Genomic DNA, 25883 nt, shown 5'->3' with positions numbered 1-25883 from the left:
GTGTTCAAGCGCCTATTTAAGGCTAGAACCAAAACGCCCGCTTGATGATACAAGCGGGCGAATTCAAAAGGCAGCTAATAAGGCGTTTAACGACGGCTTTTACGCGCCTCTTTGGTGCGATTAAGCTCGCGCTTTTTAGCTTTCTCTTTGTCGCTGGCGCCCGCCATGTCATCGAACGGGTTACTGCCCGAGCGGAACTCAAAGCGAATTGGCGTGCCGCGTACCTTGAGCACCTTGCGGAAGGTGTTGGTCAAATAGCGACGATAGGCTTCTGGCAACGCCTCGGTTTGGTTGCCGTGGACGACGATAATCGGCGGGTTGCTGCCACCCTGGTGAGCCATCCGCAGTTTAATGCGTCGACCGTGCACCATCGGCGGTGGGTTTTGGCTTACCGCGTCCTGTAGCAGGGTAGTGAGGCGGTTGGTCGACCAGTGGGCGTTAGCGGCGTCAAAGGCGCGATCAATCGAGGGGTAGAGATCCCCCACTGCCGTGCCGTGTAGAGCAGAGATGAAGTGCAGCTCGGCATAATCCGCAAAGCCCAGGCGGCGCTTCACTTCAGTGCGCATTTTGTCCTTGGCTTCGGTCTCCAGGCCGTCCCACTTGTTGACTGCAAGCACCAGGGCACGACCGGTGGTCAACACGTAGTCGAGCAGGTGCAAATCCTGCTCCACCAGACCGCTGGAGCCATCCAGTACCATGATCACCACATGGGACTCTTTGATCGCATCCAGCGTCTTGATGATGGAGAATTTCTCGGCGATTTCGCGCACGTTCTTGCGCCGCCGAATACCCGCGGTATCAATCAGCACATAGGGCTTGCCGCGGCGCTCAAAAGGAATCTCGATAGCATCGCGGGTAGTGCCCGCCTCATCAAACACGACGACCCGATCTTCGCCCAGCAGGCGATTGACCAGAGTCGATTTGCCCACGTTCGGGCGGCCAATCACGCCGATGCGAACGCCTTTACTGCCGGTGTCGGCAGGAATGCTGGCATCGCGCTCCGGAAACGGTTCGAGCACCACATCGATCAGGGTGGAAACGTTGCGCCCGTGGGCGGCAGCAATTGGCCAGGGGTCGCCTAGGCCGAGCGACCAAAAGTCGCCCATTGCCGAATGCTCTTCTAACCCATCGGTTTTATTCACCACCAGCCAGGTTTTTTTCTGGTTAACCCGCAGGTGGTTGGCAATCGCTTGGTCAGCGGCGATAAGGCCGGCGCGAGCGTCGACCATAAACAGCACGATATCGGCTTCATCAATGGCGGCGAGTGACTGCTCTGCCATAGCGGCATCGATGCCTTCTTCGTCACCGCTGATACCGCCGGTATCAATCACGGTATAGACCTTATCGCCCAGCATGCCATTGCCGTACTTACGGTCGCGGGTGAGGCCAGGAAAGTCGGCCACCAGTGCATCACGCGAGCGCGTTAGGCGGTTAAACAGCGTCGATTTGCCCACATTGGGGCGACCGACTAAAGCAATGACGGGTGTCATGGAGTTACTTCCAGGGTTTCCAGGCGACCATTGTTGGCCTGGACATGAATGGTGCTGCCTTCAGTGACCGGGCGTACGCTGATGCCCGAGCTGTGCACGCGAGTGCGACCCACGATATCGCCTTCGCGAGCGTCGATCAGGTGAACATAACCTTCAAAATCGCCGAACACTAAACGGCCATCGGCGAAGGCGGGGGCGGTCAACCAACGATCTTCTAAATCGTCGTTGCGCCAAATTTCGCGGCCGTTGTTAGCGTCGAGGGCGACGACTTGGCTGTCATCGGTGACCACAAACAGGAAGTCGCCGACCAGAATCGGGGTATGGCGACTGGAGAGATCCGCTTCCCAAAGTACGTCGCCTTGAGTTGCTTCCAGCGCCACCACGCGGCCGTTATAGCTGGTCACGAACAGGCGGCCATCGGGGCTGATGATCGGCTGGCCGGAAAGATCGACCAGGCGTTCCACTTCACTACGCCCTTGGGGGGTGGCAATCTGCATTTCCCATAGCGGCTGGCCGCTGCGGTTATCCAGCGTGGCCAGGCGGCCATTGGCCAGGCCAACAAAGCTGACTGGATCAATGACCATCGGTGTACCGGTACCGCGCAGGGTGAGTGACGGCTGCGAACTGGTGTATACCCAGCGCTCTTCACCAGTGGCGCGATCCAAGGCAGTCACACGGCCATCGACACTTTGCACGACCAGCAGTTGCTGGTTGGCCTGGGGCGCGGCAAGCACTTCGCTGGATACCCGCGAGCGCCATTCTTCGCTGCCGTCACGTTGATCCAGCGTGATCACTTCGCCGTTACCGGTGGCCAGATAAACCTGACCGGCAATTGCCGTTAGCGCGCTGGAAATAGGGGTATCAAGGTCGATTTCCCACTCGACGTCGCCGCTGTTGGCATCCATCGCCATCACCACGCCTTCGACATCGGCCGCAAACACGGTGTCGCCTTCACGGGAAGGCGCGATGGGGTAACGGGCATGGCCCAGGCCATCGCCCACGTTGCGCCGCCACTGAGTTTCCAGCGAGGAGGTCTCGTCGAAACTACGCAGCTCTTTGGGGGTATAGGCAGGCTCGCCTTTACTCGCGCAACCGACCAGCAGTGCCAGCGACAGCGCGCCTAAGCTTGCGCGTACTAGCTGTTTCGTTGGGATACCAAAAGTCATTGTGTCGCCTCCTCAGCGCCGAGATCGTCAAGCTTGAACTGCACGCCGTAAAGCGGCTGGTCTTTGGTTTGAGACACTTCTAGAGCGGTTTCCCAGGCATCGCGGGCCGCCTCGGTGTCGCCTTGGGCGGCGAACGCATCGCCGCGCACGTTAGCTTTTTGGGCCGCTAGCGCATCACTAATCGGCTCGTCTAACAGCGCATGCGCCTGTTTAGGGTTACCGTCGGCAAGCTCGATACGGGCTAAACGTAGCCACGCCAAGCTTTGCACATAGCGGCGCGAGGAATCGGCTGCGCTTTCCAGTGCGGTGCGTGCTGCTTCCAAGTCGCCTTGCTGAACAGCCAAGCGGGCGTCGAGCAGCAGGGCGAGTTCGGCGTAGAGCGTATCGCCATGCTCGTCGGTCAGTTCGCTAACCATTTTCCTCGCGCTTGCTAGTTGCTCCTCGTCAAGCTCGTTGCCAGCGGTCATATTGACTAACTGCTGATAGCGCATGGAGGCCGCTTCAGCCTGGCCTTGCTGATAGTTCTGCCAGGCATTCCAGCCGAACACCCCGGCCGCCGCCAGGACAGCGCCTGCAATCAACGACATGCCGTTCTCTTTCCACCAGCGCTTGACGGCGTCTAGCTGTTCTTCTTCGCTTCTCAGCTCCACCACGGGCGGGCTCCTTTCTTCTAAAGTCGTATGTTTAGACCGTCGCATGCAAGCAGGCAGCCTGCAGGGCTTATGCGTTAGCCGTTAAAAGCTCGCCCAGCGTGCGGCCTAATGCGGCTTGAGGAACGCTTTGCTGTTCGCGGTCATCGCGCAGAAACTTGACCGTTGCCGACTGCGTCGCGATTTCATCTTCACCGATCAGTATGGCTATCGTAGCAGCGCTCTTGTCGGCTTTTTTGATTCGGCTTTTAAAGCTGCCGCCGCCGCAATGAAGCTGTAGACGCAGTTCAGGCAGCTCGCCACGCAGTTGCTCGGCCAGGGTGATCGCTGCCGTGGTGGCGGTATCATCCATGGGCAGCAAATAGACATCGCAGCCGCCAAGGGCGTTCTCAGGAATCAGTTCCAGGGTGTCGAGTAGCAGAATCAGCCGCTCAATGCCCATGGCAAAGCCTACCGCTGGGGTAGGCTTGCCGCCCAGCTGTTCGACTAGGCCGTCGTAGCGTCCGCCTGCACACACGGTGCCCTGGCTGCCCAGCGCAGTCGTGGTCCACTCGAACACGGTGCGGCAGTAGTAGTCGAGCCCGCGCACTAAGCGTGGGTTGATCACATAGTCAATGCCTGCTGCTTCAAGCATCTTCGTGAGCTGCTCAAAGTGTTCCTGGGATTCGGCATCCAGGTGATCCATCAACTGCGGCGCGCCGTCGAGCATCTCCGCCATGGCCGGATTTTTGGAGTCGAGAATACGCAGCGGGTTGCTGGTCAAGCGGCGTTTGGAGTCTTCATCGAGAGCGTCTAGGTGCTGCTCAAAGTAGGCCACCAGCGTATCTCGGTAGGCTGCCCGCGCCTCTGATGAACCTAGCGAGTTTAGCTCCAGGGTAACGTGCTCCATCAAGCCGAGTTCCTGCCACAGGCGCGCTGAAAGCAAGATCACCTCGGCGTCGATATCCGGGCCATCAAAACCGAAGGTCTCGACGCCGATCTGGTGGAATTGGCGGTAACGGCCTTTTTGCGGGCGCTCATAGCGAAACATCGGCCCCTGGTACCACAACCGCTGAGTTTGGTTATACAGCAGGCCGTGCTCCATGGCCGCGCGCACGCAGCTGGCAGTGCCTTCGGGACGCAGGGTCAAACTCTCGCTGTTGCGATCATCGAAGGTGTACATCTCTTTTTCGACGATATCGGTAACTTCACCGATAGAGCGTGCAAACAGCGCGGTTTGCTCAACGATAGGCGTGCGGATTTCATTAAAACCGTAACGCAGCATTAGCTGGCGTACTTTGGCTTCAAAAAATTGCCAGCGTGGGCTATCGCTGGGCAGTAGGTCGTTCATACCACGAATGGCTTGAATTTTTTTAACGGCGGACTTGCTCAAAGAAAACTCCTTATTCTGCCATCAGGCGTGGCTCACCCAGGCTGGCAGCCAGCCCCAGCTAAACGCTGCGGGCAATCATATCGTCTTGCTGCTGCTGTTTTTCGCGCACTTTTTCGCGAATCAGCTGCTCGAGATCATCTACCAAGTGGTCGTTGCGCAGCTTGCTGGCGGGCTTGCCGTCGATATACACCAGGTTGGCGGGGCTGCCGCCGGTCAGGCCGATATCGGTCTCTTTGGCTTCGCCGGGGCCATTGACCACGCAGCCGATCACCGAGACGTTGAGCGGTGTCATTACGTCTTCCAGCCGCTCTTCGAGCTGGTTCATGGTGTCAATGACGTCGAAGTTCTGGCGCGAACAGCTGGGGCAGGCAATAAAGTTGATGCCCTTCGAGCGCAGCTTGAGGCTGCGGAGCATATCAAAGCCGACCTTGATCTCTTCCACCGGGTCTGCTGCCAGCGAGACGCGGATCGTGTCGCCGATTCCGTCCATCAGTAGCATACCCAGACCAATCGATGACTTGACCGTGCCCGAGCGCAGACCTCCCGCTTCGGTAATCCCTAAGTGCAGCGGCTGCTCGATGCGTGCGGCAAGGTCGCGATAGGCGGCCACGGCCATAAATACATCCGAGGCTTTGACGCTGACTTTGAAGTCGGGGAAGTCCAGGCGATCCAGGTAGTCAATATGGCGCATGGCAGACTCCACCAGCGCTGCTGGCGTGGGTTCGCCATATTTCTTCTGCAGATCTTTTTCCAACGACCCTGCGTTGACGCCAATCCGGATCGGAATGCCATGATCGCGGGCCGCGCTAACCACCGCGCGTACGCGGTCTTCACGGCCGATGTTACCTGGGTTGATGCGCAGGCAGTCGACGCCGAGTTCGGCGACGCGTAGGGCAATTTTGTAATCAAAATGGATATCGGCAACGAGCGGTACATTGACGAGTTTTTTGATCTGACCAAAGGTTTCGGCGGCGTCCATATCAGGTACTGAAACGCGTACGATATCCGCACCGGCTTTTTCCAACTGCTGGATCTGGGCCACGGTCGCGGCGACATCCAGCGTGTTGGTATTGGTCATGCTTTGAACGGCAATGGGGGCATCACCGCCCACCGCGACGTTTCCAACCTGAATCTGGCGGGAATGGCGGCGTTTTATCGGAGAAGGGGCGTGCATAAGACGGGTCACTCTCCCAAGGTGAATCGGGCAACATTGTTGGCGCCTGCGCGGGCGGGAAGATCAACTTCCTCGCCTTGGTAGCGCAGCTCAACGCCGGTGGCATTACCTACGGTTAAGCGAAACGGAGGCTCACCCTCGACGGTTGTCGAGGTGCCGGGCGTTTGTAGGCCCACGAAGACGCGCTGGTTGGTGGCATCAAAAATTTCCGTCCACGACTGCTCGTTAAACGTCAGTTCGAGGACGTTGGCATTGGCGGTTTGCTCGGCGGCAGCGTTTTGTTCGCTATCAGTATCGCTCTCTTCAATACTGCTTTGCTCAGGCCTGCTAGGCTCATTGCTATCGTCGGCGGTGCTGGCCGTATCGGTGGTGCTATCCAGTGCGGATTCGTCGAGGCCAGTCACTGCGTCAACATCAGCTTGATCGCTGGGCGCTTGTTCTTGCGCAGCCGTCGGTGAAGGCGTGACGTTGGTGGCATTACTGGGCAGCGTCGCGCTTTCATCGCCACTGGTGAAGCTTGAATCCGTACTCTCTGCTGTTTCAGCGGGTTCACTGGTCGGCTCTGCCGGGGCGGTAGCGGTCTCTTCCGGGGAGGTTGAGCCAAAGCCCGGCGGCTCATTGCCACCCCGGCTTTGCCACCACATCACGGTCACCGCGATAAGACCCACAATTACCAGCAAAGTCACCAACTTGAACAGCCAGGCGCCAATACGGGAGGGTGGCCTCGCCGTGGAGACCGGGGTAACTTGGCGTTCGGTGTCGCTACCGCCGCTGCGGGCTTGATAAGCTTCAAGCACCAGCCGGTCATCCATGCCCAGGTATTTAGCGTAAGAGCGCAGGTAGCCGCGTCGATAAGCGGCGACAGGGATCTCTTGGTAGTCATCCTGCTCAAGCCCTCCCACCACGGCGGGGCGCAGGTTGAGCGCCCGGGCCGCATCGGCGAGCGGAATACCAAGCTGCTCGCGCTGGCGAGCAAGAAGTTCGCCAGGAGAGGCGCTAGTGTTAGGACTATCAATGACGTTTTCTTGTGACTGTGTATCGCTCATGGCTGAGCATCCTTCATTAAATAAGCGGTGATCAGGGCGTCAATCAGTCAGTCGTTGCCAAGCAGGCGCTGGTATTCGGCGGCGACGCTATGCTCGCCGCGTGAATGAGCGATATCAACCGCCATTCTTAGCGCTGCTTGGTTGGGCTCGGCGAGCTGTAAATAGGTTTGCAGCGGTGCCCAGGCCTGAGAGTAATTGCCCTGCGAATATTCGAGTTCAGCTAACATTAAATAGCCGCGTGAATTACGCGGATCAATACTTTGCGCGCGCTCCAATCGAGCGCGCGCCTTATCAAATTCTTCCAGCGCCAGATAACACTGCCCTAAATTAGTAAATAGCTGGGCACGGTTGGCGTACTGGGCATCCTGTGATGCGGTTTCTAACTGCTCACAGGCGGCGTTTAACTGGCCCTGACTGAACAAGAACGCCGCATAGTTGTTGCGGGCGCGGGTGAAGTCAGGCTCGGCATTCACCGCCTGTTGAAAATAGTCGTTGGCAAGTGCACTTTCGCCCTGGCGTTGATAAACCAGTGCCAGTGCTTGCAGCGCTTCTGCATGGTGTGGGGCAATTTCAAGTGCCCGATCCAGTGCGTTGAGAGCGCGGGGAAGATTATCGCGCTCTAAATAGGCGACGCCAAGCTGGGTATAGGCTTCTGCCGCCGCGGGGGTAGCTTGTGGTGAAAGGTTGTTGGACGAGGCACAGCCGGCTAGCCACAAGCTACCGATAAGCACGGTGAGCATGGGCACCCGCGATGGGTGTTGGCGCCTGCGGTGAGCGATCATGTAAATCCTCTTGTGGTGAACGTCCAACAGCGAGTAAGGCAATACATACAAACAGCAGTGCTAATCTAAATAAAAACCGTGACCATCAAAGCGCCGTGCCAAGCGGAAGTCAAGATAAGCCCGGTTTTCGACACTCCACCCCCTAGTCCGCGTCGAGCTGTACTGACTGGATATAGCGCGCGCTGCGTTTGGTGCGGTCTTTCACGCGACCAACGAGCTGGCCACAGGCAGCATCAATATCTTCACCTCGGGTTGTTCTAACCGTGGCGTTGTAGCCTAAATCATACAACCACTGCTGGAAGCGCATAACCTGATTACGCGACGGTTTTTCGTACCCAGAGTTTGGGAACGGGTTAAACGGGATCAGGTTGATCTTACACGGCAGCTCTTTAAGCAATGCAGCAAGCTGCTCGGCGTGTTCCTGCTGATCGTTGACGTCCTTGATCAGCGTGTACTCAATGGTGACCTGACGATTGTCCGGGCATTTGGAAAGGTAGCGGTGGCAAGCATCCAGCAACGCGCGAATATTGTACTTACGGTTGATGGGCACCAGCTCATTGCGCAACTCGTCCGTAGACGCATGCAGCGAAATCGCCAAGCTAACGTCCATTTCATCGCCGAGCTTGTCGATCATCGGCACCACGCCAGAGGTCGACAGCGTCACGCGGCGCTTAGACAGGCCATAGCCGTTGTCGTCGAGCATCAGCTTCATGGCAGGCACAACGTTGTCGAAGTTGAGCAATGGTTCGCCCATGCCCATCATCACTACGTTGGTCACCGGACGGTTCGCCGTATCACGCCGCGGGCCAACGCTGCGCTGAGCGACCCATACCTGGCCGATAATTTCAGCAGCGGTTAAGTTGCGCTGAAACCCCTGCTTGCCGGTGGAGCAGAAGCTGCAGTCCAGCGAGCAGCCGACCTGGGAGGAAACGCATAGCGTGCGGCGCTTACCGTTCTCCGCCGGGATCAGTACCGTTTCTACATAGCTGCCGTCTTCCACTTCCAGCACCCACTTACGGGTGCCGTCGCTGGAAGTACCCTCATAAATCACCCCTGGGCCACGAATTTCTGCCAGCCGGGCCAGTTTTTCACGCAGTGCTTTGGAAAGGTTCGTCATGGCAGCAAAGTCATCGCTGCCTTCCTGGTGAATCCACTTCATTAGCTGCGCGGCACGGAACTTCTTTTCGCCGATCGACAAAAAGAAGGCTTCCATCTGCTCGCGGGACATGCCAAGCAGGTTTTGACGCTCAGGCGTCGCTTTTGCAGCAGGCTTGCTGGCGGCGTCAGTATGTGGGGCGGGCGTGTGTTGGGCTACAGTGGTGGTCATGGCGGTCAGCGTTATAGAAAGGGGCGGGGGACTAGCCCCCGCAAAATGGCCGGCAACGAAAGTTGATTCGGCGGCGCTACCTTAAAGGCTTAGCGCGGGCAGATTTCGTCGTTGCCAAAGAAGTAGCTAATTTCGCGCTCAGCGCTTTCCGGAGAATCAGAACCATGGACAGCATTGGCGTCAATTGTTTCCGCAAAATCGGCGCGAATAGTGCCGGGTGCCGCTTCTTTCGGGTTGGTCGCACCCATCAGGTCACGGTTTTTAGCGATGGCGCCTTCACCTTCAAGCACTTGTACAACCACCGGCCCAGAGGTCATGAAGCCAACCAGGTCTTTAAAGAACGGACGCTCTTTGTGTTCTGCGTAGAAGCCGCCAGCCTTCTCTTCAGAGAGATGAACCATTTTGGCTGCGACGACTTTTAGACCCGCTTTTTCGAAGCGAGCAATGATGTCACCGATAGCATTCTTGGCAACGGCATCAGGCTTGATAATAGAAAGAGTGCGTTCAGTAGCCATGTAAATGGTCTCCTTAAAAAGGCTTAAGCAAAAAGTGCCGCCCTAGAAGGCCAGGGCGGCCCAGAAAATGATTCAGTTAATAGCGCTTCGGCAGCTAGCGTTTTTAAACGCTAATGTGTCAAAAAAGCATGCGGGCGTAACCCGGCTGCCTGCGCTTGTGTATCCAGGGGCGTGATTATAGCGCTTAAGCCGGGGTATGAATACCGGCGATGAAGCTGACCAAGCAATGCTTAGACGGTAAAGCTCTCACCGCAGCCACACTCATCTTTGACGTTAGGGTTGTTGAAGCGGAAAAAGCGGTTCAGCCCTTCGCTGACGTAATCCACTTCGCTACCGTTAAGCATCTCTACCGCATCGGGAGCGACATAGACGCTGGCACCGTGGGCTTCAAAATGGACTTCTTCGTCACTGACGGTGTCGGCAAAATCGAGCACGTAGCTATAGCCAGAGCAACCGCTTGGCTTGACCGAGACGCGCAGGCCGAGGCCTTGGCCGCGCTCGTCGAGCACGTGACGAATCTGTTGTGCGGCAGCCGGGGTAATATTGAGTGTTGCCATGAGGCGTCCTCCTTAAAAATAGTCAGCTAGTCAGCCGCTTGACGGGGCGGTGTACGTAAACCGCTCACCGCATGGCGTATGAGCGTTAGCGCATGATCAATGTCGGCTTCGGTGGTAAAGCGCCCGAAGCTAAAACGCAGCGATGAGAGCGCCAGCGAGCGTGGTGTGCCGATGCCGAGCAGCACATAGGACGGGTCGACGCTGGCCGAGTTGCACGCCGATCCGGTGGAGACCGCTACATCGCGCAACGCCATCAGCAGTGACTCGCCGTCGACACCTTCGAATGCCAGATTGAGAATGTTGGGTACTGCTCGCTTTTCAGTGTCATTCAGCGGCGTGTTCGAGAACACACCGTCAAGCCCCTCCAGGCCACGCAGAAAGCGCTGCTGCAAGCCCATAATATGGACGTTGTCTTCGTCGTACTGCTGCTGCATCAGTGCAAAGGCTTCACCCATGCCAGCAATTTGGTGTGTCGGCAGGGTGCCAGAGCGCATACCGCGCTCATGACCGCCGCCATGTATCAGCGCCTCAACGCGGATGTCCGGGTGGCGCTTCACATAAAGCGCCCCGACGCCTTTAGGGCCGTAAGTTTTATGGCCGGACAGCGACATCAGGTCGATCTGCTGAGCCACTACGTCTAAGGGAATACGCCCCACCGCCTGGGCAGCATCCGTATGAAACGCCGCGCCAAACTCATGGGCAACGGCCGCTAGAGCCGAGATATCGTTGATACTGCCCAGTTCGTTGTTAACCGCCATCAATGAAACCAGCGCGGTGTCATCGCGCATCGCTGCGCGCAGCTGTTCGGGGTCAATACGGCCATCCTGGCCCGGCGTTAGCCAGGTAATCTCAAAGCCCTCTTTCTCCAGCGCATGGGCAGTGTCAACGATGGCTTTATGCTCAATCGTCGAGGTCACCAAGTGTAGGCCACGCTCGCGGTTGGCGCGCATAAAACCAATCAGCGCTAGGTTGTCAGCTTCGGTGGCGCCGCTGGTCCAGACGATCTCTCTCGGGTCGGCGCCAATGGCATCGGCCACCTGGCGGCGCGCCTGCTCAATCACCTGCTCTGCCTGCCAGCCCAGCATATGGCTGCGCGAAGCCGGGTTGGCAAATAGCTGGTCAACCGTCAGGTAGCGTTGCATAACCTCAACCACGCGAGCATCCGCCGGCGCGGTGGCGGCGTAATCCAGGTAAATGGGCAGCGTGGGTGTGGTCATCGTTACGTTCCAGCGGTTGATCGATCAAGGTAATCGGGTTTGTGTCGTGGGGTCAGGGTGAAGAGGCGAGAATGCCTGCCTCGGCACGCTGTTTCTGTCGCGACGCAATACGTATGACATCAGGACGCAGCATCAGTTGTGCCAGGGTCATATCGTCAAGAAAATGGCGTATCTGCACGGAGAGCTCGCACCACAAATGGTGGGTCAAGCAGGTGTCACCCTGTTGGCAGTCAGAGAGCCCCTGGCAACGGGTGGCATCAACGCTTTCATTTACTGCGTCAATCACCTTTGAAACGCTAATCGCGTCCGCAGGCTGCGAAAGCAGATAGCCGCCGCCTGGGCCGCGCACGCTGTTGACCAAGCCTGCACGGCGCAGGCGAGCAAAAAGCTGCTCTAAATAGGAGAGCGATATCTCTTGACGCTGGGAGATATCGCTTAGGCTGGTCGGGCCGTTGTGGGCATGCAAGGCTAAATCGAGCATGGCGGTAACGGCGTAACGGCCTTTAGTGGTCAAGCGCATGGCAAGCCCCTCGACGCTGAAAGCTCAGCGCACTAACGGCAAATGTGCTGCCATTATGGGAAAACCTGAGTGCTTTGGTCAACCATTACGCGGCGGCAGCGTTTCTTGCTCGGCTGATGGTGGAGTGGCCGAGTGCTTGCCAACGCCGGGGCAGCCGGTATCGTTCTCGTCCAGAATGTCGGCAAAATCTTCATCGCGCAGCGCCGGTAACTGGCCGTCACGGTAGTTGTCATCTAGCTTACGCAGGGTAGAGCACATGCGCTCAATGCGCTCATCCACGGCGTGCATATGGTCGAGCATTGCCTGCATCGAACGGGCTACGGGGTCGGGCATGTCCTGACTGACGCCGTAGGCATCAAAGCCAAATTTTTGGCAGATGGCTTCGCGTCGGGCGGGGTCGACATCCAGTGCTTCTTCCACATCGGGGTCGGCGCGTTTAACGATTTTACCGGGAATACCTACCACCGTGGCGCCCGGCGGTACTTCTTTGGTGACCACGGCATTAGAGCCAATTTTCGCTCCAGCGCCGACCGTAAAGGGCCCCAGTATTTTGGCGCCCGCACCGACAATCACGCCATCCCCCAAGGTGGGATGGCGCTTGCCTTTGTTCCAGCTGGTGCCGCCCAGGGTGACACCTTGATAGAGCGTTACGTTATCGCCCACCAGCGCCGTTTCGCCAATCACCACACCCATGCCGTGATCAATAAAAAACCGCCGACCAATCGTGGCGCCAGGGTGAATTTCAATGCCGGTGAGCCAGCGTGAAAACGTCGATAGTGTCCGTGCCAGCCACTTGAGGTTTTTTTTCCACAGCCAGTGGCCGCAGCGATGTAGCAGTAGGGCGTGCAGGCCAGGGTAGTTGGTCAGCACCTCAAGAAAGTTACGTGCGGCCGGGTCGCGGTCAAATACGCTGTTGATGTCTTCACGTAGACGTTGAAACATGAGGTGTTCCTTGGCGTTATAAAGGCGGCGTCTAGCTATTGAACTATTAGAACGGATTTTTGAAATATCGCCGGTTCTTGGAATATCAATAGAGAAATCACGTTAGCAGAATAGCGAAGTTGGGGCACGCAGCATCAACTTCAAGTTTAGCGTTTCCTGCCTAATAAATTACGGCTTGGGTGGCTTGGTGTTCGCAGCCTTTTCGGTAGCCGACAGAATTCCACGCAAAATATTCATTTCCATGCGTTCTGGGCGAGCGCGCAGGTACAAGCGGCGCAGTCTCGCCATTAGCTGTCGTGGCTGATCAGGGTCGTGGAAGTCAATACCAATCAGCGTGCGCTCTAAGTGCTCAAAGTAGCGCTCTAGCTCGGCGTGGGTGGCCAGATCATCGTCATCATTTGGCACAGTTGGAGGTGCATCCGCTTGGCCATCTGATTGGCTTAGCCACGCCATGCGACACTCATAGGCAAGCACCTGAACCGCTGCGGCCAAATTGAGTGAGCTAAAGTCGGCATTGGTAGGAATATGCACATGTGCGTGGCAGCGCTGTAATTCAGCATTGGTAAGGCCGCTGTCCTCGCGCCCGAATACCAGCGCCACGCGAGACTCAGCAGCCTGGCACTCGGCGGGCAGCCGGTCAGCTAACTCCCGCGGTGAGAGCATCGGCCAGGGCAGAGTGCGTGAGCGCGCACTGGCGCCCACGGCCAGAGTGCAATCAGCTACCGCCTCTTCCAGTGAGGCATGCACACTGGCTTGATGAAGGAGGTGGTCAGCGCCGGAGGCACGGGAAATGCTGTCCTGGGTAATCACTTCACAGCGGGGGGCAACGAGGGCTAAATCTGCCAGGCCCATATTGTGCATGGCGCGTGCCACGCCGCCGATATTGCCGGGATGGCTGGTGCCGATAAGAACAATGCGAATGCGCTCAAGCATGATAAGGCTCGGTGAATAAAGAGGGTGATTATTATCGCGTAAAGCGCGCAGTCTAGCATGAGTCGGTGGTATGCCCGAGAGTGGTCTGCTAGAATTGCGCGCCAAAGGCGGCACCTGCGCCTACTTATGCTCTATGATTAGCATCACGTTCTTTAACATCACTGTCACAAGGCCCGATCATGAATCCGATGGTCCAATTTACGCTGCGTGCTGCACGCGGCGCTGTTGAGCACTTCCTACGCGTACGCGAACGTATTGAAAACGCGCACGATGAATTTAACCTTGACCGCCTACTCGACGAGACGGCGCGCAAGGCAGAAGCGACGATTGTTCAGCAGTTGGAGCGCGGTTATCCCCAGCACGGTGTTACCGGCCGCTTTACCCCGCACCGCGCGGGTGAAGGCGAAGGCGCGGATATCGTCTGGAAAATTGAACCGATGCACGGCTACTCTAATTTAGCCGTTGCCGGCAAGGGCTTTGCACTCTCAGTGGCGTGTCTTATCAAAGGTCGTCCCGAACACGCGGTGATTATCTGTCCGTTCGCCGACGATGAATATATCGCCAGCCGCGGCCGCGGCGCCCAGCACAACGACAAGCGCATGCGCGTTAGCAAGCCTACCGCCATTAGCGGCACGCGTATGGCCATGAGCCTGCCGGAAGTTTGGCTTCGCCCGCGCAATTTACCTGCTTATTTAACCGTTTCACAGCAGCTTGCCCCACAGGTAGAAAACCTGCTGGCCACCGGCTGTGGGCTGCTGGATTTGTGCGAGTTGGCCACCGGGCGAGTGGATAGCGCATTCGTGCTCGGCCTGGAAGAGCAGGATATGCTGGTAGGCACGCTGTTCCTGAAGGAGGCGGGCGCCTTGATGGGTACGCCGGACGGCCAGCCCACGGTGAAAGTGGAAGGGCAGCTAATGGCAGCCGGGCCGCGTCTCTATAAAGCGCTGATCAAGCAGCTCACGCCGCACTTTTAAGTAGCAATGCTAAGCTTTTAAAGATAAAAGCTTTAAAGACGACCGTTTTTAAAGACAAAAAAAAGCCCCTGCTGAATTCCCAGCAGGGGCTTTTTTGTAGGCTAAATAAGAGGAGTATAGAGATGCGCCGTTAAGGCAACTCTTCCTCTTCTTCGTCGAACTCTTTCTTGGTGGGAATCAAATCTTCCCGCGACAGCTTCAGTGGTAGCAGTAGCGCCGCAGCAATATAGATAGACGAGAACGTACCCACAACGATGCCGACCAGCAGCGCAATGGCGAAATTCTCAATCATATCCCCGCCCAATAGCAGCAGAGCGAGCAGTACCAGAATGGTGGTGCCCGAAGTTGCCAAGGTGCGCGAGAGCGTGGCGTTAATCGCTTCGTTGAAGATCTGCGGCATATCGTCGATACGCGAAGTGCGGATGGCTTCGCGGACGCGATCATAAACCACGATGGTATCGTTCAACGAGTAGCCGATAACTGCCAGGATGGCTGCCAATACGGTAAGGTCGAAATCGAGCTGAAACAGAGCGAACACGCCCACTACGATAATCACATCGTGCAGCAGTGCCAGCAGTGCGCCAATCGCAAACTTGTACTGAAAGCGGAAGGCCACATAGAGCATGACCACGCCGAGCGCTACCAGCAGACCCAAGCCACTCTGGTCACGCAGTTGGTCACCTACCTGGGAACCAACAAACTCAGAGCGAACAAGGTCAACGCTATTACCACTCGCGCGTAGCAGGTTTACTACCTCGCCGCCTACATCAGCGTCAAACGCCTGCTGGAGACGAATCAAGACTTCGGTTGATGCCCCAAAGGTTTGCACCGAGACATCTTGAAAGCCGCTCTCTTCGAGCAGCACACGAATAGCGTCCAGGGAGGGCGCAGCGCCGTAGCGCACCTCAATCAGCGTACCGCCAGTAAAGTCCAGCCCTAGGTTGAGCTGCTGGAACAGGATGGCGCCAATCGACACGATCAGTAACACAGCGGAGACGGCAAACGCGATGTTGCGCCGTCCCATAAAGTCGATTCGCAGGTGTGATAGGGGTTTCATTACCACCTCTTCAGTTCTGGGCTAAGCACGTGGTTTAAATTCATGCTTTTCAAATCCATGCTCTTTAAATCCACAGCTTTTTGACGGGTTTGCTGCCATAGGCCAAGTTGACCATGGCGCGAGTCACCATCAGAGCGGTGAACAGCGACGTCAAAATGCCGATAGAGAGCGTGACGGCGAACCCTTTCACCGGGCCGGAGCCAATCGAGAACAGGATAACGGCCACCAGCAGCGTGGTGATGTTAGCGTCAACGATGGAGGTGAAGGCGCGCTCATAGCCGGCTTGGATCGCTTGCTGAACTGACATGCCGTTACGCAGCTCTTCACGTATTCGCTCGAAAATCAGCACGTTGGCATCTACCGCCATGCCCAGTGTCAGTACGATACCGGCAATACCTGGCAGCGTCAGCGTGGCGCCCAGCATCGACATCACCGCGACCAGCAGTGTTAAGTTCAGCGCCAGGGCGATATTGGCAAACACGCCAAACACCTTATAGCGCACCAGCATAAACAGCACGACCAGCAGCAAGCCAATCTGTACCGAGAGCAGGCCCCGCTCAATGTTTTCAGCGCCCAGGCTTGGCCCAATGGTGCGTTCTTGGACGAAGTAGATGGGAGCCGCAAGGGAGCCCGAACGCAGCAGCAACGCCAGCTCAGCGGCTTCTGTCGGCGAATCCAAACCGGTGATCCGGAAGCTGTTGCCAAGCGCACTTTGAATAGTGGCCAAACTGATCAGGCCGCGCTCAACGTAAGGCTCGCGCTCAATGGTCTCTTCGCCCGTTTCCGGGTCGACCACCACGGTGTCTTCACTCTTATGCTCGATGAACAGCACCGCCATATTGCGGCCGATATTGGTGCGTGTGGCACGGTTCATTAGCGTACCGCCGGTGCCGTCCAGATCAATATTGACCTGCGGGCGACCATTCTCATCAAAGCTGTTGCTGGCACTGGAGACACTATCGCCGGTAATGATCACGTCGCGCATTAGCTCGGCAGAGCGCGAAGGCTCATTTCGGAAGGTGAGGGTTTCCGTTTCGTTATCCGGCGTATCGTTGCGCGCTTCCAGGCGGAACTCAAGGTTCGCCGTTGCGCCGACAATACGCTTGGCCGCCACGGTGTCCTGGATGCCCGGCAGCTCCACCACGATCTGGTTGGGGCCTTGGCGCTGCACCATAGGCTCAGCCACGCCCAGCTCATTGACCCGGTTGCGTAGGGTGGTCAAGTTCTGGTTGATCGCGTAATCCTGAATTTCGTTTACCGATTGATCGCTAAGCGTCATTACCAGCGTTGAAGCGCGGCCATCGCCTTCACTGCTGTATTCAAATTCAGGAAAGTCACGGCTGATCAGGCTGCGGGCCGTATCGCGGTCTTCGGCGCTGGCAAAATCGATCGACAGCGTGCGCTCCTCGATATCGGTATTACGATAGCGAATCCGCTCGTCGCGTAGCAGCTCACGCATGGCGCTGGCGTTGACTTCCAGACGCTGGGTCAGCGCGGCGTCCATATCCACTTCGAGCAGGAAGTGCACGCCACCGCGCAAATCAAGGCCCAGCGTCATGGGGGAAGCAGAGAATGCCTGTAGCCATTCTGGCGTTGCTTCGGCGAGGTTTAGCGCTACCGTCGCATCATCGCCTAAAAGGTCAGCGGCAATGTCGCGAGCAGGAAGTTGATCGTCATCGTGGCGTAAACGAATAAGCCACTGCCCGTTCTCTTCTTCGAGGGCTTTGATCTCAATATCGTGTTCGCTGAGCGCGGTTTCAACACGGTCTATCTGACGCGCATCCAGCGAGTCGCCTTGGGCGCTGCTAATTTGGATGGCGGGATCTTCGGGGAATAGATTGGGAAGCGAGTAGATAAGGCCAACCACCAGGACGACCAGTATCAGCAGATACTTCCACAGGGGGTAACGGTTGAGCATGCAAGCCCTGCCTTCAATTACAAACGGAATGCTGTGCACGGACACGCCGCGCACAGCAAAGTTCACCATCATTCATACCATGTCACCCCTGCCGGGGTGGCTGGCACTGGCTCGGCAGGGGTATTACAAGGTTTAGATGGACTTGATGGTGCCTTTAGGCAGTACGGCGGCAACGGCGTTCTTCTGCACGTTAACTTCGGTGCCTTCAGAGATCTCGATGGTCAGGAATTCGTCGCTCACCTTAGTGATACGACCTACCAAACCGCCGCCAATAACGATCTCATCGCCTTTGTCCAGGTTGGTGACCAGCTGCTTGTGCTGCTTGGCGCGCTTGGCTTGCGGGCGCCACAACAGGAAGTAAAAAATCAGCACGAAACCGACCAGCATGACGATTTGCGCAATACCACCGCCAGCGGCGGCTTCTTGGGCATGGGCTGGTGAGATGAAGAAATCCAGCATTGCAGAGAACTCCTGAGTTAGAAAAGCTTAGGTTTTTAGATGCTTGGTTTTGAAAGCTTGGTTTGTAAAAAGCCTGGTTTTGAAAACATGGTTTTTAAAACATAGCCAAACAGTTTAAACCACGCGCCAAGGCGCGTGGCGATTAATTCGTCAGGGCTGGCTTAGCGGAGGCACTGGCAAGCCACGCCGCGCATAGAAGCCTTCCACAAAGGTCGTCAATGTACCCGCTTCAATTGCCGCGCGCAAATCGGCCATCACACGCTGGTAGTAACGTAAGTTGTGGATGGTGTTGAGCATCGAGCCGAGCATTTCATTGCAGCGATCCAAATGGTGCAAGTAGCCTCGTGAGAAATTCTGGCAAGTATGGCAATCACACTCTTCATCAAGCGGGCGGGTGTCAAAACGGTGCTTGGCGTTACGAATTTTGACCGTGCCTTCCGAGGTGAACAGGTGGCCGTTACGCGCGTTGCGGGTGGGCATTACGCAATCGAACATATCCACACCCCGGCGCACGCCTTCCACCAGGTCTTCGGGTTTGCCGACGCCCATTAGGTAGCGAGGCATCTCATCCGGCATCCAGGTGGGCAGGTAGTCGAGCACCTTGATCATCTCTTCTTTCGGTTCGCCGACGGAAAGCCCGCCAATCGCCAAACCATCAAAGCCGATTTCCAGCAGCCCTTTGAGCGAGCGTTCGCGCAGCTCAGGGTGCATGCCGCCCTGAATGATGCCGAACAGCGCGGAAGGCGAGTCGCCATGGGCATCCCGCGAGCGTTTGGCCCAGCGCAGCGATAGCTCCATGGATTTCTCGGCTTCGTCAAACGTGGCCGGGTAGGGCGTGCACTCGTCAAAGATCATCACCACATCGGAGCCCAGCGAACGCTGAACCGCCATGGACTCTTCCGGGCCCATAAAGACTTTGCTGCCATCCACCGGCGAGCGGAAGTGCACGCCCTGCTCGGTGATCTTGCGCGTCTCACCGAGGGAGAAGACCTGAAAACCGCCGGAGTCGGTCAGAATCGGTTTGTCCCACTGGGCGAAGTCATGCAGGTCGCCGTGAGCTTCAATCACCTCGGTGCCAGGGCGCAGCCACAGGTGAAAGGTGTTGCCGAGGATGATTTCGGCGCCGATCTCTTTGACGGAATCGGGCGTCATGCCTTTCACCGTGCCGTAGGTGCCTACTGGCATAAACGCCGGGGTCTCCACTGTGCCACGGGGGAAGTGGAGGCGGCCACGGCGCGCACGGCCATCGTCGGCCAAGCGCTCAAAGCGCATAAAGCATTCGTTTCGCATATAAAGTAACTCGTTAATCTCGTTCGTTTGGCGCGACGGGTGCAGGGCAAGCGGGTCAACAATCAGCAGCAATACCTAGCGTGTCAACAGCATGGCGTCGCCATAGCTAAAGAACGCATAGCGCTCGGCCACTGCCCGTTGATAGGCGTGCATGATGGTGTCATAGCCCACGAAGGAGGACACCAGCATTAGCAGCGTCGATTCCGGTAGGTGGAAATTGGTAATTAAAGCATCCACGCAGCGCCACTGGTAACCGGGGTAGATGAAAATGTCGGTATCGCCACTATAAGGCGCGATCTGTCCGTCGCTACTTTTCATGCAGGCGCTTTCCAGGCAGCGCACGCTGGTGGTGCCCACTGCCACCACCCGCTTGCCTGCTGCCAGGGTCTCGCGCACTTGCTGGCAGGTAGCTTCCGTGACCTCAATCCACTCGCTGTGCATATGGTGTTCAAGGATGTTGTCGACGCGCACCGGCTGAAAAGTGCCCGCGCCCACATGCAGCGTCACAAAGGCACGGTTAATGCCTTTATCGGCAAGGGCGTCCAGCAGCGGCTGATCAAAATGCAGCCCGGCGGTCGGCGCCGCCACTGCACCGTCACGTCGGGCATACACGGTTTGGTAACGCTCACGGTCGCTGAGTTCGTCTTCGCGGGTAATATACGGTGGCAGCGGCATATGGCCGTGCTTTTCGAGCAGCGCAATCATCGGCGTATCGCCCAAAAAGCGCAGCTCGAACAGGGCATCACGGCGGCCTTCTACGATGGCGTGAATATCGCCCTCGAAAATCAGCTCGGTGCCGGGCTTCGGCGACTTACTCGAACGAATATGCGCCAAGCCACGGTGAGCATCCAGCGGGCGCTCCAGTAACATCTCCACTTTGCCGCCGCTGGCCTTATGGCCGTGCAGGCGCGCCGGAATCACCCGGGTGTCGTTAAACACCAACAGGTCACCGGGCTCCAGAAGCTCAAGCAAATCGGGAAAGCGGCGGTGTTCCAGCGCGCCGCTCTGGCCATCCACGCACAGCAAACGGCAGTCGCTACGCTGTTCAGAAGGGTAGCGAGCAATTAATTCGTCGGGTAGTTCGTAATGAAAATCCGCGCGCTGCATGGCGTATAACTCTTAGCGTTGATCAAACAGGCGGCATAGGATAGCGCTTTGGCTGCATAAAGTCAGTCAATGTGATTGACCTACCTCGACATTTACGTATAATGCGCAGCCATTGCCGGTGTGGCGGAATTGGTAGACGCAGCGGATTCAAAATCCGCCGCCTTTACGGGTGTGCCAGTTCGAGTCTGGCCACCGGCACCAAATTTAAAATCAGGCACTTAGGTGCCTTTTTTTATGTCTGCAATTTGCAGTTTTTCCCTCCTAAGTGCCCGAATGTGTCCACAAAGTGTCCACGTAGGTTCCGGCGCTTACTTTCTCTCACTAGCCAAACGCTCAGCCGCGATCTGATGATAAAGACTCGCGAGTTCCGCACTTTTGGCATCTTCGTGCCAGCTGGCGGCGTAGGTTTGGGCGCGTTCGGCGAGCTGTTGGCGCAGGGTGTCATCGCTTAGCAGACGGTTGACTTTGGTAGCGAAGTTGCCGTGGTTATCCTCGGCGATTAGGCAGCCTTCTCCTTCTTTTAGTACATCCAGCGTGCCCATCATGGCGGTGGAAACCACTGGCGTGCCTAGTGCCATCGCTTCCAGCAGTACCAGCCCCTGGGTTTCCGTGCGTGACGCAAATACAAAAACGTCGGCGGCGCGGTAGGCGGCTTGCAGCGGGCCGCTGCGGTTGAGATAGCCAAGGAACAGCACCGATTCTGCCACGCCAACTTCCTGGGCGCGCCGGACAAGCCAGTCATGGGCTGGGCCTTCGCCGGTAATGATCAGCCGGGTGTTGGGGTGTTCGGCTAATACCTTGGGCAGCATATCGATCAGAAAATCGATGTTCTTCTCAAAGGCGGCGCGGCCTACATAGAGCAGCAGGCGCGCATCTGTAGGTAGATCGTAATGAGCACGAAAGTCGCTATCATCCTGGGCTCCCTGAGAGTGGCAGAACGACTCCAGCGACAAACCGGTGGGAATGACCGTGGAGGGCGTGGTCACTCCGTAGCGGGTAAGGGCTTCCTGCATTGCTCGTGAAGGAGCGACCAAGGCGTCGAGCTGCTGGCACTGGCGCACTGAAAGCCGACGCGCGGCAAGTCGTAGCCAGCGTCGTGGAAGCCAACGGATATAGTGGTGAACATACTCCTCAAACAGGGTGTGGTAGGTCGCTACCACTGGAAGCCCAAGCCGACGCCCCAGCGCTACACCGGCATAGTGGGCGGTAAAGGGGGTGTGGACATGAATAAGGTCAAAGGCTTCAGCGGCAAGCTGCGGTTTCAGGGCGATCAAGTCACGGTAGCGCATCATGCGATCCTCCGGGTCGCCGGGTACCTGGCGCGAGCGGATGCGCAATACGCCCGGTTCGTCTACTTGGCCCACAGGATAATCGGGGCAGATCAGCATGACCGAGTGCCCCAATCGCTCAAGGGCACCGCGAAAACTGGCGATGGAGGTGGAAACACCATTAACGCGGGGAAAGTAGACATCCGAAATCATCAGTATCTTCATACCGCTCAACGGCGTCTCGGTCGTTGACGCCGCTGAGTGAAGCAGCGTTAAAGTTGGCGCTAGTCGTGCTTCGCGTTCAGCTTTACGCTGTAGATGTAGGGCATTGCCGTTGGCTAATTGAGTGAGGGCCGCGACTTCCTGGTCACTGAGAGGAGAGTTGAGAGAGGGGCGTCGGCGCTGTGGCATGTTGTTTTGACTCTTGTGGCAGCTTACGAATAAGCTATCTTGAGTCCATGACTGGCGGATGACAGCCAGCGCGCTTAGATAAATACCGTGCACTTACCGGGAAGAGCGTTAGCCCACAGTTGGCTTCACTCTCGCTTTTTGTTGCTTAGCCGTTTTATAGTGCTGGAATAGCATTCGATGTACAGACGGTACCCCACCATGGCCCATTTTGAGCTGCATAGCCGCAATTTAGCCCAAGAGCAGGTGGCCCATACCCACGACTTTCATCAACTTATTCTAGCTACCTGTGGTGTTACAGAGCTTTCGATGGAAGGTCTGGGGGAGCGGGTTACCGCCCGCCGCGGTTGTCTGATTCCGTCGTCGCGCCATCACGAGTACCAGGGTGATGGCAGCAATCGTACCTTAGTTCTGGATATACCCGTTGCCCAGTTAGCTTCGCTTGAGAAAGGCAGCGAGATTGAGCGCCTGTTCGATAAACCGCGTTTTTTCAGCGTCCCCCCCGCGTTAAACCAGCTTACCCACGCCCTGGCGAATCAGCTTGAACAGTGCCCCGCGCTACAGAACGAAATTGCGATTCTGCTGTTACGCGCGCTGACCATGTATCTGCATGACACCTCTTCCACAGCGGTTGGGCAGTTGGGCCAACACTGTATTAGCGAACGCCTGGATCTTGCGCGTTTGGATGCCTGGTTGGATCAGCACCTGGCCGATGAGATCCGCGTGGAGCAGTTAGCTGCTTTGTGTGCCTTGAGCCCAGGCCACTTTCACTCCTGCTTTCGCGAGCTGACTGGCGTAACGCCGCTGGCCTATGTACAGCGCAGGCGCTTAGAGCATGCCCGCACCTTGGTTCGCCATAGCACACTCAGCCTGGGGCATATCGCCATGCTAGTTGGCTTTCGCGATCAAGGCAGTTTTTCCCGCGCCTATCGGCGTTATTTCGAGCTTTCCCCTTCTTCAGATCGTTAGGCTCTCATCTGGCCATTAGCCCCTCGCCGAACCGTTAGTGATAAAATTTTCTTGCCTGCATGACTTGCGGGCAAATCTACCTCAGCTTCGGGCAAGTAATTTGCCTGCTAGCGCTTTAGTCTTTGACTAATCCCTTATATCAAGACCCTTTATATCAGCAGCACCGCTTTCAAGGAGCAGCACCATGGGCGTTACCTATCAAGACAGCAATGCACGTATGAGCCAAGTGGCGATTCACAACGGCACCGTTTACCTGGCAGGCCAGGTTCCTCCTGATGCCACAGCGGATATGCGCGGCCAAACCGAGCAGGTGCTGGCGCGTATCGATCAACTGCTAGCCCAAGCGGGCACCTCGAAAGAGCACCTAATCTCAGCGCAAATCTGGGTTACCAGCATGGCGGAGTTTGGCCAAATGAACGCTGCTTGGGACGCCTGGGTCGTGCCCGGTCGCCCGCCTGTGCGTGCAGCGCTTGAAGCCCAGCTCGCCAAGCCCGAGTGGAAAGTGGAGATCATGGTGGTAGCCGCGCTGCCGGAGGCCTGATATGCGGGTTGTTTCTGCTGAAGAGGTTACTCGCCACCTAACGTGGGATGGCTTGATCAAGCGGCTACACGCGACGTTCGTGAATGGCGTGGAGTCTCCTCCCCGCCATCACCATGCGATGCACCGGCCAGATGGCGAAGCCACCATGCTGCTAATGCCCGCCTGGGAAGCGGCGGGTTACATCGGCGTGAAAATGGTCAACGTGTTCCCGCAAAACGCCGACCACGGTATCCCGGCGATCTCTGGGCTCTACTTGCTCAGCGAGGGCAAGCACGGCCAGCCGCTGGCCTGTATCGATGGCAGCGAGCTAACCCGGCGTCGCACGGCGGCAGCCTCCGCGCTGGCCGCTCAAGCCTTGGCCAATGAAAACGCAGAAACGCTGCTGGTGGTGGGTACGGGGAAGTTGGCGCCCATGGTGATCGAGGCCCACGCCAGCGTACGCCCCATCAAACGTGTGCTGATCTGGGGCCGCAACCCCAGCAAAGCGGCTGCGATTGCCGACGAGTACGCCGAACGCTTCGAAACCCATGTAGTGAAGGAGTTGGCGGATGCTGTCGCAGAGGCGGACATCATTAGCTGCGTAACGCTCTCCAATCAGCCGCTGATTAAAGGTGAGTGGCTAACGCCCGGCACTCACCTGGATCTGATCGGCGCGTTTCGACCACAGATGCGCGAAACCGATGCACTGTGTCTGCGTCGCTCAGAGGTATTTGTGGATACCTACGCCGGTGCCAAAGGCGAGGCGGGCGACATCCTGCAAGCCATTGAAGAGGGCGAATTCCAGTTCGACCAGATTCAGGCGGAGCTTGCTGAGGTGCTAGCAGGGACTAAATCGGGGCGCTCCGCACCGGATGCCATCACGCTATTCAAATCGGTAGGGGCTTCGCTGGAAGACCTGGCCGCTGCTATTGAGGTGTGGGAGTCGCTTCCCGAATAACCATAGCTTTTTCAGGAGACATAGTTTTTTCAACAGATATGGTTTTTACAACAAAAATAGTAATCACCACATCGTCACCGATCAGGTGACAACGCCAGTCATAACGAAGACCGACTAATAAACAAAATGAGGTGTGTTATGAACGCAAAAAAATCAGTATTTTTCGCCGCCTTGGCGGCGTTACCTTTGGCTGTTGCAAGTGCTAATGCCCAGGCGCAATCCTATGAAATGGTGATCGCCACGCAGTTGCCAGAGGATATGAGCAATAACGAAATCTATCCGGCGCTGGTGCATTTCAAGAACCTGGTGGAGGCGCGAACCGACGGGGATCTTGAGGTCACGATCTTCGGCGGCGGCCAGCTAGGCTCCGAGGTGGAAAACGGCTCGGAGGTGCAGGGGGGACGAACGCTACAGTCGACGATTATGTCTGCCGGGGCGATGTCCTCCTTCTACGAAGACTACCAAGTAGTCACGGCGCCGTTCCTGTTTACCAACTGGCGTCAGGCGTGGAGTTTCTTTGATAGTGAATGGTTCGCCGACTTTATGTCCGGCACCGTCGAAGCCGCTGATATGCGTTACCTGGGTACCTTCGACGATGGCGGTGGCTTCGTCGCCTTCACTAACAATGTGCGCTTGATTGAGACCGTCGAGGATTTAGAAGGGCTCAATATTCGTACTGAAGAGAACCCCGCCCACGTGGCGATTATGCGCTCGCTAGGCGCTTCGGCCACACCGCTGCCCTGGGGCGAGTTAATCACCGCGCTGGAAACCGGACTTGCCGATGGTCAGTTCAATGCGCCGGTGCTCAACACCACCTTCAATTTCGATGCGGTCACCGACTACACCACGCTCACCGGGCATGTGTATAACAGCGCCCCCTGGGTGGTCAGCGAGTCTTGGTACCAGTCGCTGCCCGAAGAGCATCAGCAGGCGGTGATCAGCTCCGCCCGGGAAGCGATTCAACTAAGCCACGGTATGTCAGGCGCCTTGGCTACCGCTAGTTGGGTGGAGTCCTGTGAACGCTTTGAAGAGTGCTACCTGATGCCCGACGCTGAGCGTGAGCGGATGGCGGAAATTGCTCGTCCCGCTTGGCAGGAGTGGATCGTCGATGACTTCGGCATGGACGAAGCCCGCGTACAGGGACTGCTTGACGAAGTCGAGCGCGTCGGCCAGCAGTTGGCAGAAGACGACTACCGCATTTATGGCCAATAAAGCTGGGTCAAAAAAACAGGGCCAATAACGGTTAGCGAACGATATACGCTGG

At 57.1% G+C, this 25883-nt stretch carries 25 protein-coding genes and 1 tRNA gene; 6 read left to right on the top strand and 20 right to left on the bottom strand.

The window, feature by feature from the left end; all coding sequences use genetic code 11:
- Positions 1-86: 86 nt before the first annotated feature.
- From der to HALA3H3_RS04165, 14 genes are all read right to left on the bottom strand, one after another.
- Positions 87-1490 (bottom strand): ribosome biogenesis GTPase Der, encoded by a 1404-nt coding sequence (der, locus tag HALA3H3_RS04230; RefSeq protein ID WP_022520083.1) that lies wholly within the window; start codon positions 1488-1490, stop codon positions 87-89.
- Positions 1487-2656, bottom strand: coding sequence for an outer membrane protein assembly factor BamB (gene bamB, locus HALA3H3_RS04225; RefSeq protein WP_022520082.1), 1170 nt, complete (start codon positions 2654-2656; stop codon positions 1487-1489). The genes der and bamB overlap by 4 nt, the downstream gene beginning before the upstream one ends.
- Positions 2653-3309: a YfgM family protein gene (locus HALA3H3_RS04220; RefSeq protein ID WP_022520081.1), complete on the bottom strand. Its 657-nt coding sequence runs from the start codon at positions 3307-3309 to the stop codon at positions 2653-2655. The genes bamB and HALA3H3_RS04220 overlap by 4 nt, the downstream gene beginning before the upstream one ends.
- 67 nt (positions 3310-3376) lie before the next feature.
- Entirely contained in the window at positions 3377-4678 is a 1302-nt protein-coding gene (hisS, locus tag HALA3H3_RS04215) for a histidine--tRNA ligase (RefSeq protein ID WP_022520080.1), read from the bottom strand.
- A 58-nt stretch (positions 4679-4736) separates the two neighbouring features.
- Positions 4737-5852: a flavodoxin-dependent (E)-4-hydroxy-3-methylbut-2-enyl-diphosphate synthase gene (gene ispG, locus HALA3H3_RS04210; RefSeq protein WP_039860545.1), complete on the bottom strand. Its 1116-nt coding sequence runs from the start codon at positions 5850-5852 to the stop codon at positions 4737-4739.
- Positions 5853-5860: 8 nt separating this feature from the next.
- Complete coding sequence (locus tag HALA3H3_RS04205) at positions 5861-6898, bottom strand: RodZ domain-containing protein (protein ID WP_022520079.1); 1038 nt, start codon at positions 6896-6898, stop codon at positions 5861-5863.
- A 47-nt stretch (positions 6899-6945) separates the two neighbouring features.
- Positions 6946-7680 carry a type IV pilus biogenesis/stability protein PilW gene (gene pilW, locus HALA3H3_RS04200; protein ID WP_022520078.1) on the bottom strand — a complete coding sequence of 245 codons (735 nt, stop codon included), beginning with the start codon at positions 7678-7680 and terminating at the stop codon, positions 6946-6948.
- 142 nt (positions 7681-7822) lie between these two features.
- Positions 7823-9007, bottom strand: a complete 1185-nt coding sequence (gene rlmN / locus HALA3H3_RS04195) for a 23S rRNA (adenine(2503)-C(2))-methyltransferase RlmN (RefSeq protein ID WP_009288408.1) — start codon at positions 9005-9007, stop codon at positions 7823-7825.
- An 89-nt stretch (positions 9008-9096) separates the two neighbouring features.
- A complete protein-coding gene (ndk, locus tag HALA3H3_RS04190; RefSeq protein WP_022520077.1) occupies positions 9097-9522 on the bottom strand; it encodes a nucleoside-diphosphate kinase in 426 nt (141 codons plus the stop codon).
- A 230-nt stretch (positions 9523-9752) separates the two neighbouring features.
- Positions 9753-10079: a HesB/IscA family protein gene (locus HALA3H3_RS04185; RefSeq protein ID WP_022520076.1), complete on the bottom strand. Its 327-nt coding sequence runs from the start codon at positions 10077-10079 to the stop codon at positions 9753-9755.
- 26 nt (positions 10080-10105) lie between these two features.
- Positions 10106-11296 (bottom strand): aminotransferase class V-fold PLP-dependent enzyme, encoded by a 1191-nt coding sequence (locus HALA3H3_RS04180; protein ID WP_022520075.1) that lies wholly within the window; start codon positions 11294-11296, stop codon positions 10106-10108.
- Between the two features lie 52 nt (positions 11297-11348).
- Entirely contained in the window at positions 11349-11816 is a 468-nt protein-coding gene (gene iscR, locus HALA3H3_RS04175; protein WP_022520074.1) for a Fe-S cluster assembly transcriptional regulator IscR, read from the bottom strand.
- Between the two features lie 78 nt (positions 11817-11894).
- Positions 11895-12758 carry a serine O-acetyltransferase gene (gene cysE / locus HALA3H3_RS04170; RefSeq protein ID WP_022520073.1) on the bottom strand — a complete coding sequence of 288 codons (864 nt, stop codon included), beginning with the start codon at positions 12756-12758 and terminating at the stop codon, positions 11895-11897.
- A 168-nt stretch (positions 12759-12926) separates the two neighbouring features.
- Positions 12927-13691 (bottom strand): RNA methyltransferase, encoded by a 765-nt coding sequence (locus tag HALA3H3_RS04165; RefSeq protein WP_022520072.1) that lies wholly within the window; start codon positions 13689-13691, stop codon positions 12927-12929.
- Positions 13692-13870: 179 nt separating this feature from the next.
- Between HALA3H3_RS04165 and HALA3H3_RS04160 the strand changes: the two genes are divergently transcribed.
- On the top strand, positions 13871-14665 hold the full coding sequence (locus tag HALA3H3_RS04160; protein ID WP_022520070.1) for an inositol monophosphatase family protein: 795 nt from the start codon (positions 13871-13873) through the stop codon (positions 14663-14665).
- 130 nt (positions 14666-14795) lie between these two features.
- On the opposite strand, the gene secF is transcribed toward HALA3H3_RS04160, so the two are convergent.
- The 5 genes from secF to queA form a co-directional block, all read right to left on the bottom strand.
- Entirely contained in the window at positions 14796-15722 is a 927-nt protein-coding gene (gene secF / locus HALA3H3_RS04155; RefSeq protein ID WP_022520069.1) for a protein translocase subunit SecF, read from the bottom strand.
- A 64-nt stretch (positions 15723-15786) separates the two neighbouring features.
- Complete coding sequence (secD, locus tag HALA3H3_RS04150) at positions 15787-17640, bottom strand: protein translocase subunit SecD (protein ID WP_053857131.1); 1854 nt, start codon at positions 17638-17640, stop codon at positions 15787-15789.
- Between the two features lie 132 nt (positions 17641-17772).
- The gene (yajC, locus tag HALA3H3_RS04145) at positions 17773-18099 is read right to left on the bottom strand and encodes a preprotein translocase subunit YajC (protein WP_007111584.1); all 327 of its coding nucleotides are present in this window, start codon (positions 18097-18099) and stop codon (positions 17773-17775) included.
- 150 nt (positions 18100-18249) lie between these two features.
- Positions 18250-19371 carry a tRNA guanosine(34) transglycosylase Tgt gene (gene tgt, locus HALA3H3_RS04140; RefSeq protein ID WP_027957421.1) on the bottom strand — a complete coding sequence of 374 codons (1122 nt, stop codon included), beginning with the start codon at positions 19369-19371 and terminating at the stop codon, positions 18250-18252.
- 93 nt (positions 19372-19464) lie between these two features.
- Entirely contained in the window at positions 19465-20496 is a 1032-nt protein-coding gene (gene queA, locus HALA3H3_RS04135; RefSeq protein WP_009286722.1) for a tRNA preQ1(34) S-adenosylmethionine ribosyltransferase-isomerase QueA, read from the bottom strand.
- 114 nt (positions 20497-20610) lie between these two features.
- Here queA and HALA3H3_RS04130 point away from each other — a divergent pair.
- Positions 20611-20697, top strand: a tRNA-Leu gene (locus HALA3H3_RS04130).
- A 107-nt stretch (positions 20698-20804) separates the two neighbouring features.
- Here the strand turns inward: HALA3H3_RS04130 and HALA3H3_RS04125 are convergent.
- A complete protein-coding gene (locus HALA3H3_RS04125; RefSeq protein WP_022520066.1) occupies positions 20805-22175 on the bottom strand; it encodes a glycosyltransferase in 1371 nt (456 codons plus the stop codon).
- A 198-nt stretch (positions 22176-22373) separates the two neighbouring features.
- Here HALA3H3_RS04125 and HALA3H3_RS04120 point away from each other — a divergent pair, with 198 nt between their 5' ends.
- The 4 genes from HALA3H3_RS04120 to dctP all read left to right on the top strand — a co-directional run bounded on the left by HALA3H3_RS04120 (position 22374) and on the right by dctP (position 25831).
- Complete coding sequence (locus tag HALA3H3_RS04120) at positions 22374-23141, top strand: helix-turn-helix transcriptional regulator (protein ID WP_039858645.1); 768 nt, start codon at positions 22374-22376, stop codon at positions 23139-23141.
- Between the two features lie 184 nt (positions 23142-23325).
- Positions 23326-23682: a RidA family protein gene (locus HALA3H3_RS04115; RefSeq protein ID WP_022520064.1), complete on the top strand. Its 357-nt coding sequence runs from the start codon at positions 23326-23328 to the stop codon at positions 23680-23682.
- A 1-nt stretch (position 23683) separates the two neighbouring features.
- Complete coding sequence (gene lhpI / locus HALA3H3_RS04110; protein WP_022520063.1) at positions 23684-24619, top strand: bifunctional Delta(1)-pyrroline-2-carboxylate/Delta(1)-piperideine-2-carboxylate reductase; 936 nt, start codon at positions 23684-23686, stop codon at positions 24617-24619.
- A 138-nt stretch (positions 24620-24757) separates the two neighbouring features.
- Positions 24758-25831 (top strand): TRAP transporter substrate-binding protein DctP, encoded by a 1074-nt coding sequence (gene dctP, locus HALA3H3_RS04105; protein WP_022520062.1) that lies wholly within the window; start codon positions 24758-24760, stop codon positions 25829-25831.
- Positions 25832-25883: the final 52 nt, after the last annotated feature.

Origin of the sequence: Halomonas sp. A3H3 (assembly GCF_000982975.1) — a bacterium.
GTDB lineage: Bacteria > Pseudomonadota > Gammaproteobacteria > Pseudomonadales > Halomonadaceae > Vreelandella > Vreelandella titanicae.
Note: the sequence above shows the minus strand (reverse complement) of the source record. Positions and strands in the feature narration are given on the sequence as shown.

Coding starts and splice junctions, on each gene's coding strand:
- HALA3H3_RS04205 (WP_022520079.1), bottom strand. CDS start 6,898: ATGAGCGATACACAGTCACAAGAAAACGTCATTGATAGTCCTAACACT.
- yajC (WP_007111584.1), bottom strand. CDS start 18,099: ATGCTGGATTTCTTCATCTCACCAGCCCATGCCCAAGAAGCCGCCGCT.
- iscR (WP_022520074.1), bottom strand. CDS start 11,816: ATGCGCTTGACCACTAAAGGCCGTTACGCCGTTACCGCCATGCTCGAT.
- rlmN (WP_009288408.1), bottom strand. CDS start 9,007: ATGACCACCACTGTAGCCCAACACACGCCCGCCCCACATACTGACGCC.
- ndk (WP_022520077.1), bottom strand. CDS start 9,522: ATGGCTACTGAACGCACTCTTTCTATTATCAAGCCTGATGCCGTTGCC.
- HALA3H3_RS04160 (WP_022520070.1), top strand. CDS start 13,871: ATGAATCCGATGGTCCAATTTACGCTGCGTGCTGCACGCGGCGCTGTT.
- HALA3H3_RS04185 (WP_022520076.1), bottom strand. CDS start 10,079: ATGGCAACACTCAATATTACCCCGGCTGCCGCACAACAGATTCGTCAC.
- dctP (WP_022520062.1), top strand. CDS start 24,758: ATGAACGCAAAAAAATCAGTATTTTTCGCCGCCTTGGCGGCGTTACCT.
- cysE (WP_022520073.1), bottom strand. CDS start 12,758: ATGTTTCAACGTCTACGTGAAGACATCAACAGCGTATTTGACCGCGAC.
- HALA3H3_RS04125 (WP_022520066.1), bottom strand. CDS start 22,175: ATGCCACAGCGCCGACGCCCCTCTCTCAACTCTCCTCTCAGTGACCAG.
- bamB (WP_022520082.1), bottom strand. CDS start 2,656: ATGACTTTTGGTATCCCAACGAAACAGCTAGTACGCGCAAGCTTAGGC.
- HALA3H3_RS04115 (WP_022520064.1), top strand. CDS start 23,326: ATGGGCGTTACCTATCAAGACAGCAATGCACGTATGAGCCAAGTGGCG.
- secD (WP_053857131.1), bottom strand. CDS start 17,640: ATGCTCAACCGTTACCCCCTGTGGAAGTATCTGCTGATACTGGTCGTC.
- HALA3H3_RS04165 (WP_022520072.1), bottom strand. CDS start 13,691: ATGCTTGAGCGCATTCGCATTGTTCTTATCGGCACCAGCCATCCCGGC.
- HALA3H3_RS04180 (WP_022520075.1), bottom strand. CDS start 11,296: ATGACCACACCCACGCTGCCCATTTACCTGGATTACGCCGCCACCGCG.
- secF (WP_022520069.1), bottom strand. CDS start 15,722: ATGAAACCCCTATCACACCTGCGAATCGACTTTATGGGACGGCGCAAC.
- ispG (WP_039860545.1), bottom strand. CDS start 5,852: ATGCACGCCCCTTCTCCGATAAAACGCCGCCATTCCCGCCAGATTCAG.
- tgt (WP_027957421.1), bottom strand. CDS start 19,371: ATGCGCTTTGAGCGCTTGGCCGACGATGGCCGTGCGCGCCGTGGCCGC.
- pilW (WP_022520078.1), bottom strand. CDS start 7,680: ATGATCGCTCACCGCAGGCGCCAACACCCATCGCGGGTGCCCATGCTC.
- HALA3H3_RS04120 (WP_039858645.1), top strand. CDS start 22,374: ATGGCCCATTTTGAGCTGCATAGCCGCAATTTAGCCCAAGAGCAGGTG.
- queA (WP_009286722.1), bottom strand. CDS start 20,496: ATGCAGCGCGCGGATTTTCATTACGAACTACCCGACGAATTAATTGCT.
- der (WP_022520083.1), bottom strand. CDS start 1,490: ATGACACCCGTCATTGCTTTAGTCGGTCGCCCCAATGTGGGCAAATCG.
- lhpI (WP_022520063.1), top strand. CDS start 23,684: ATGCGGGTTGTTTCTGCTGAAGAGGTTACTCGCCACCTAACGTGGGAT.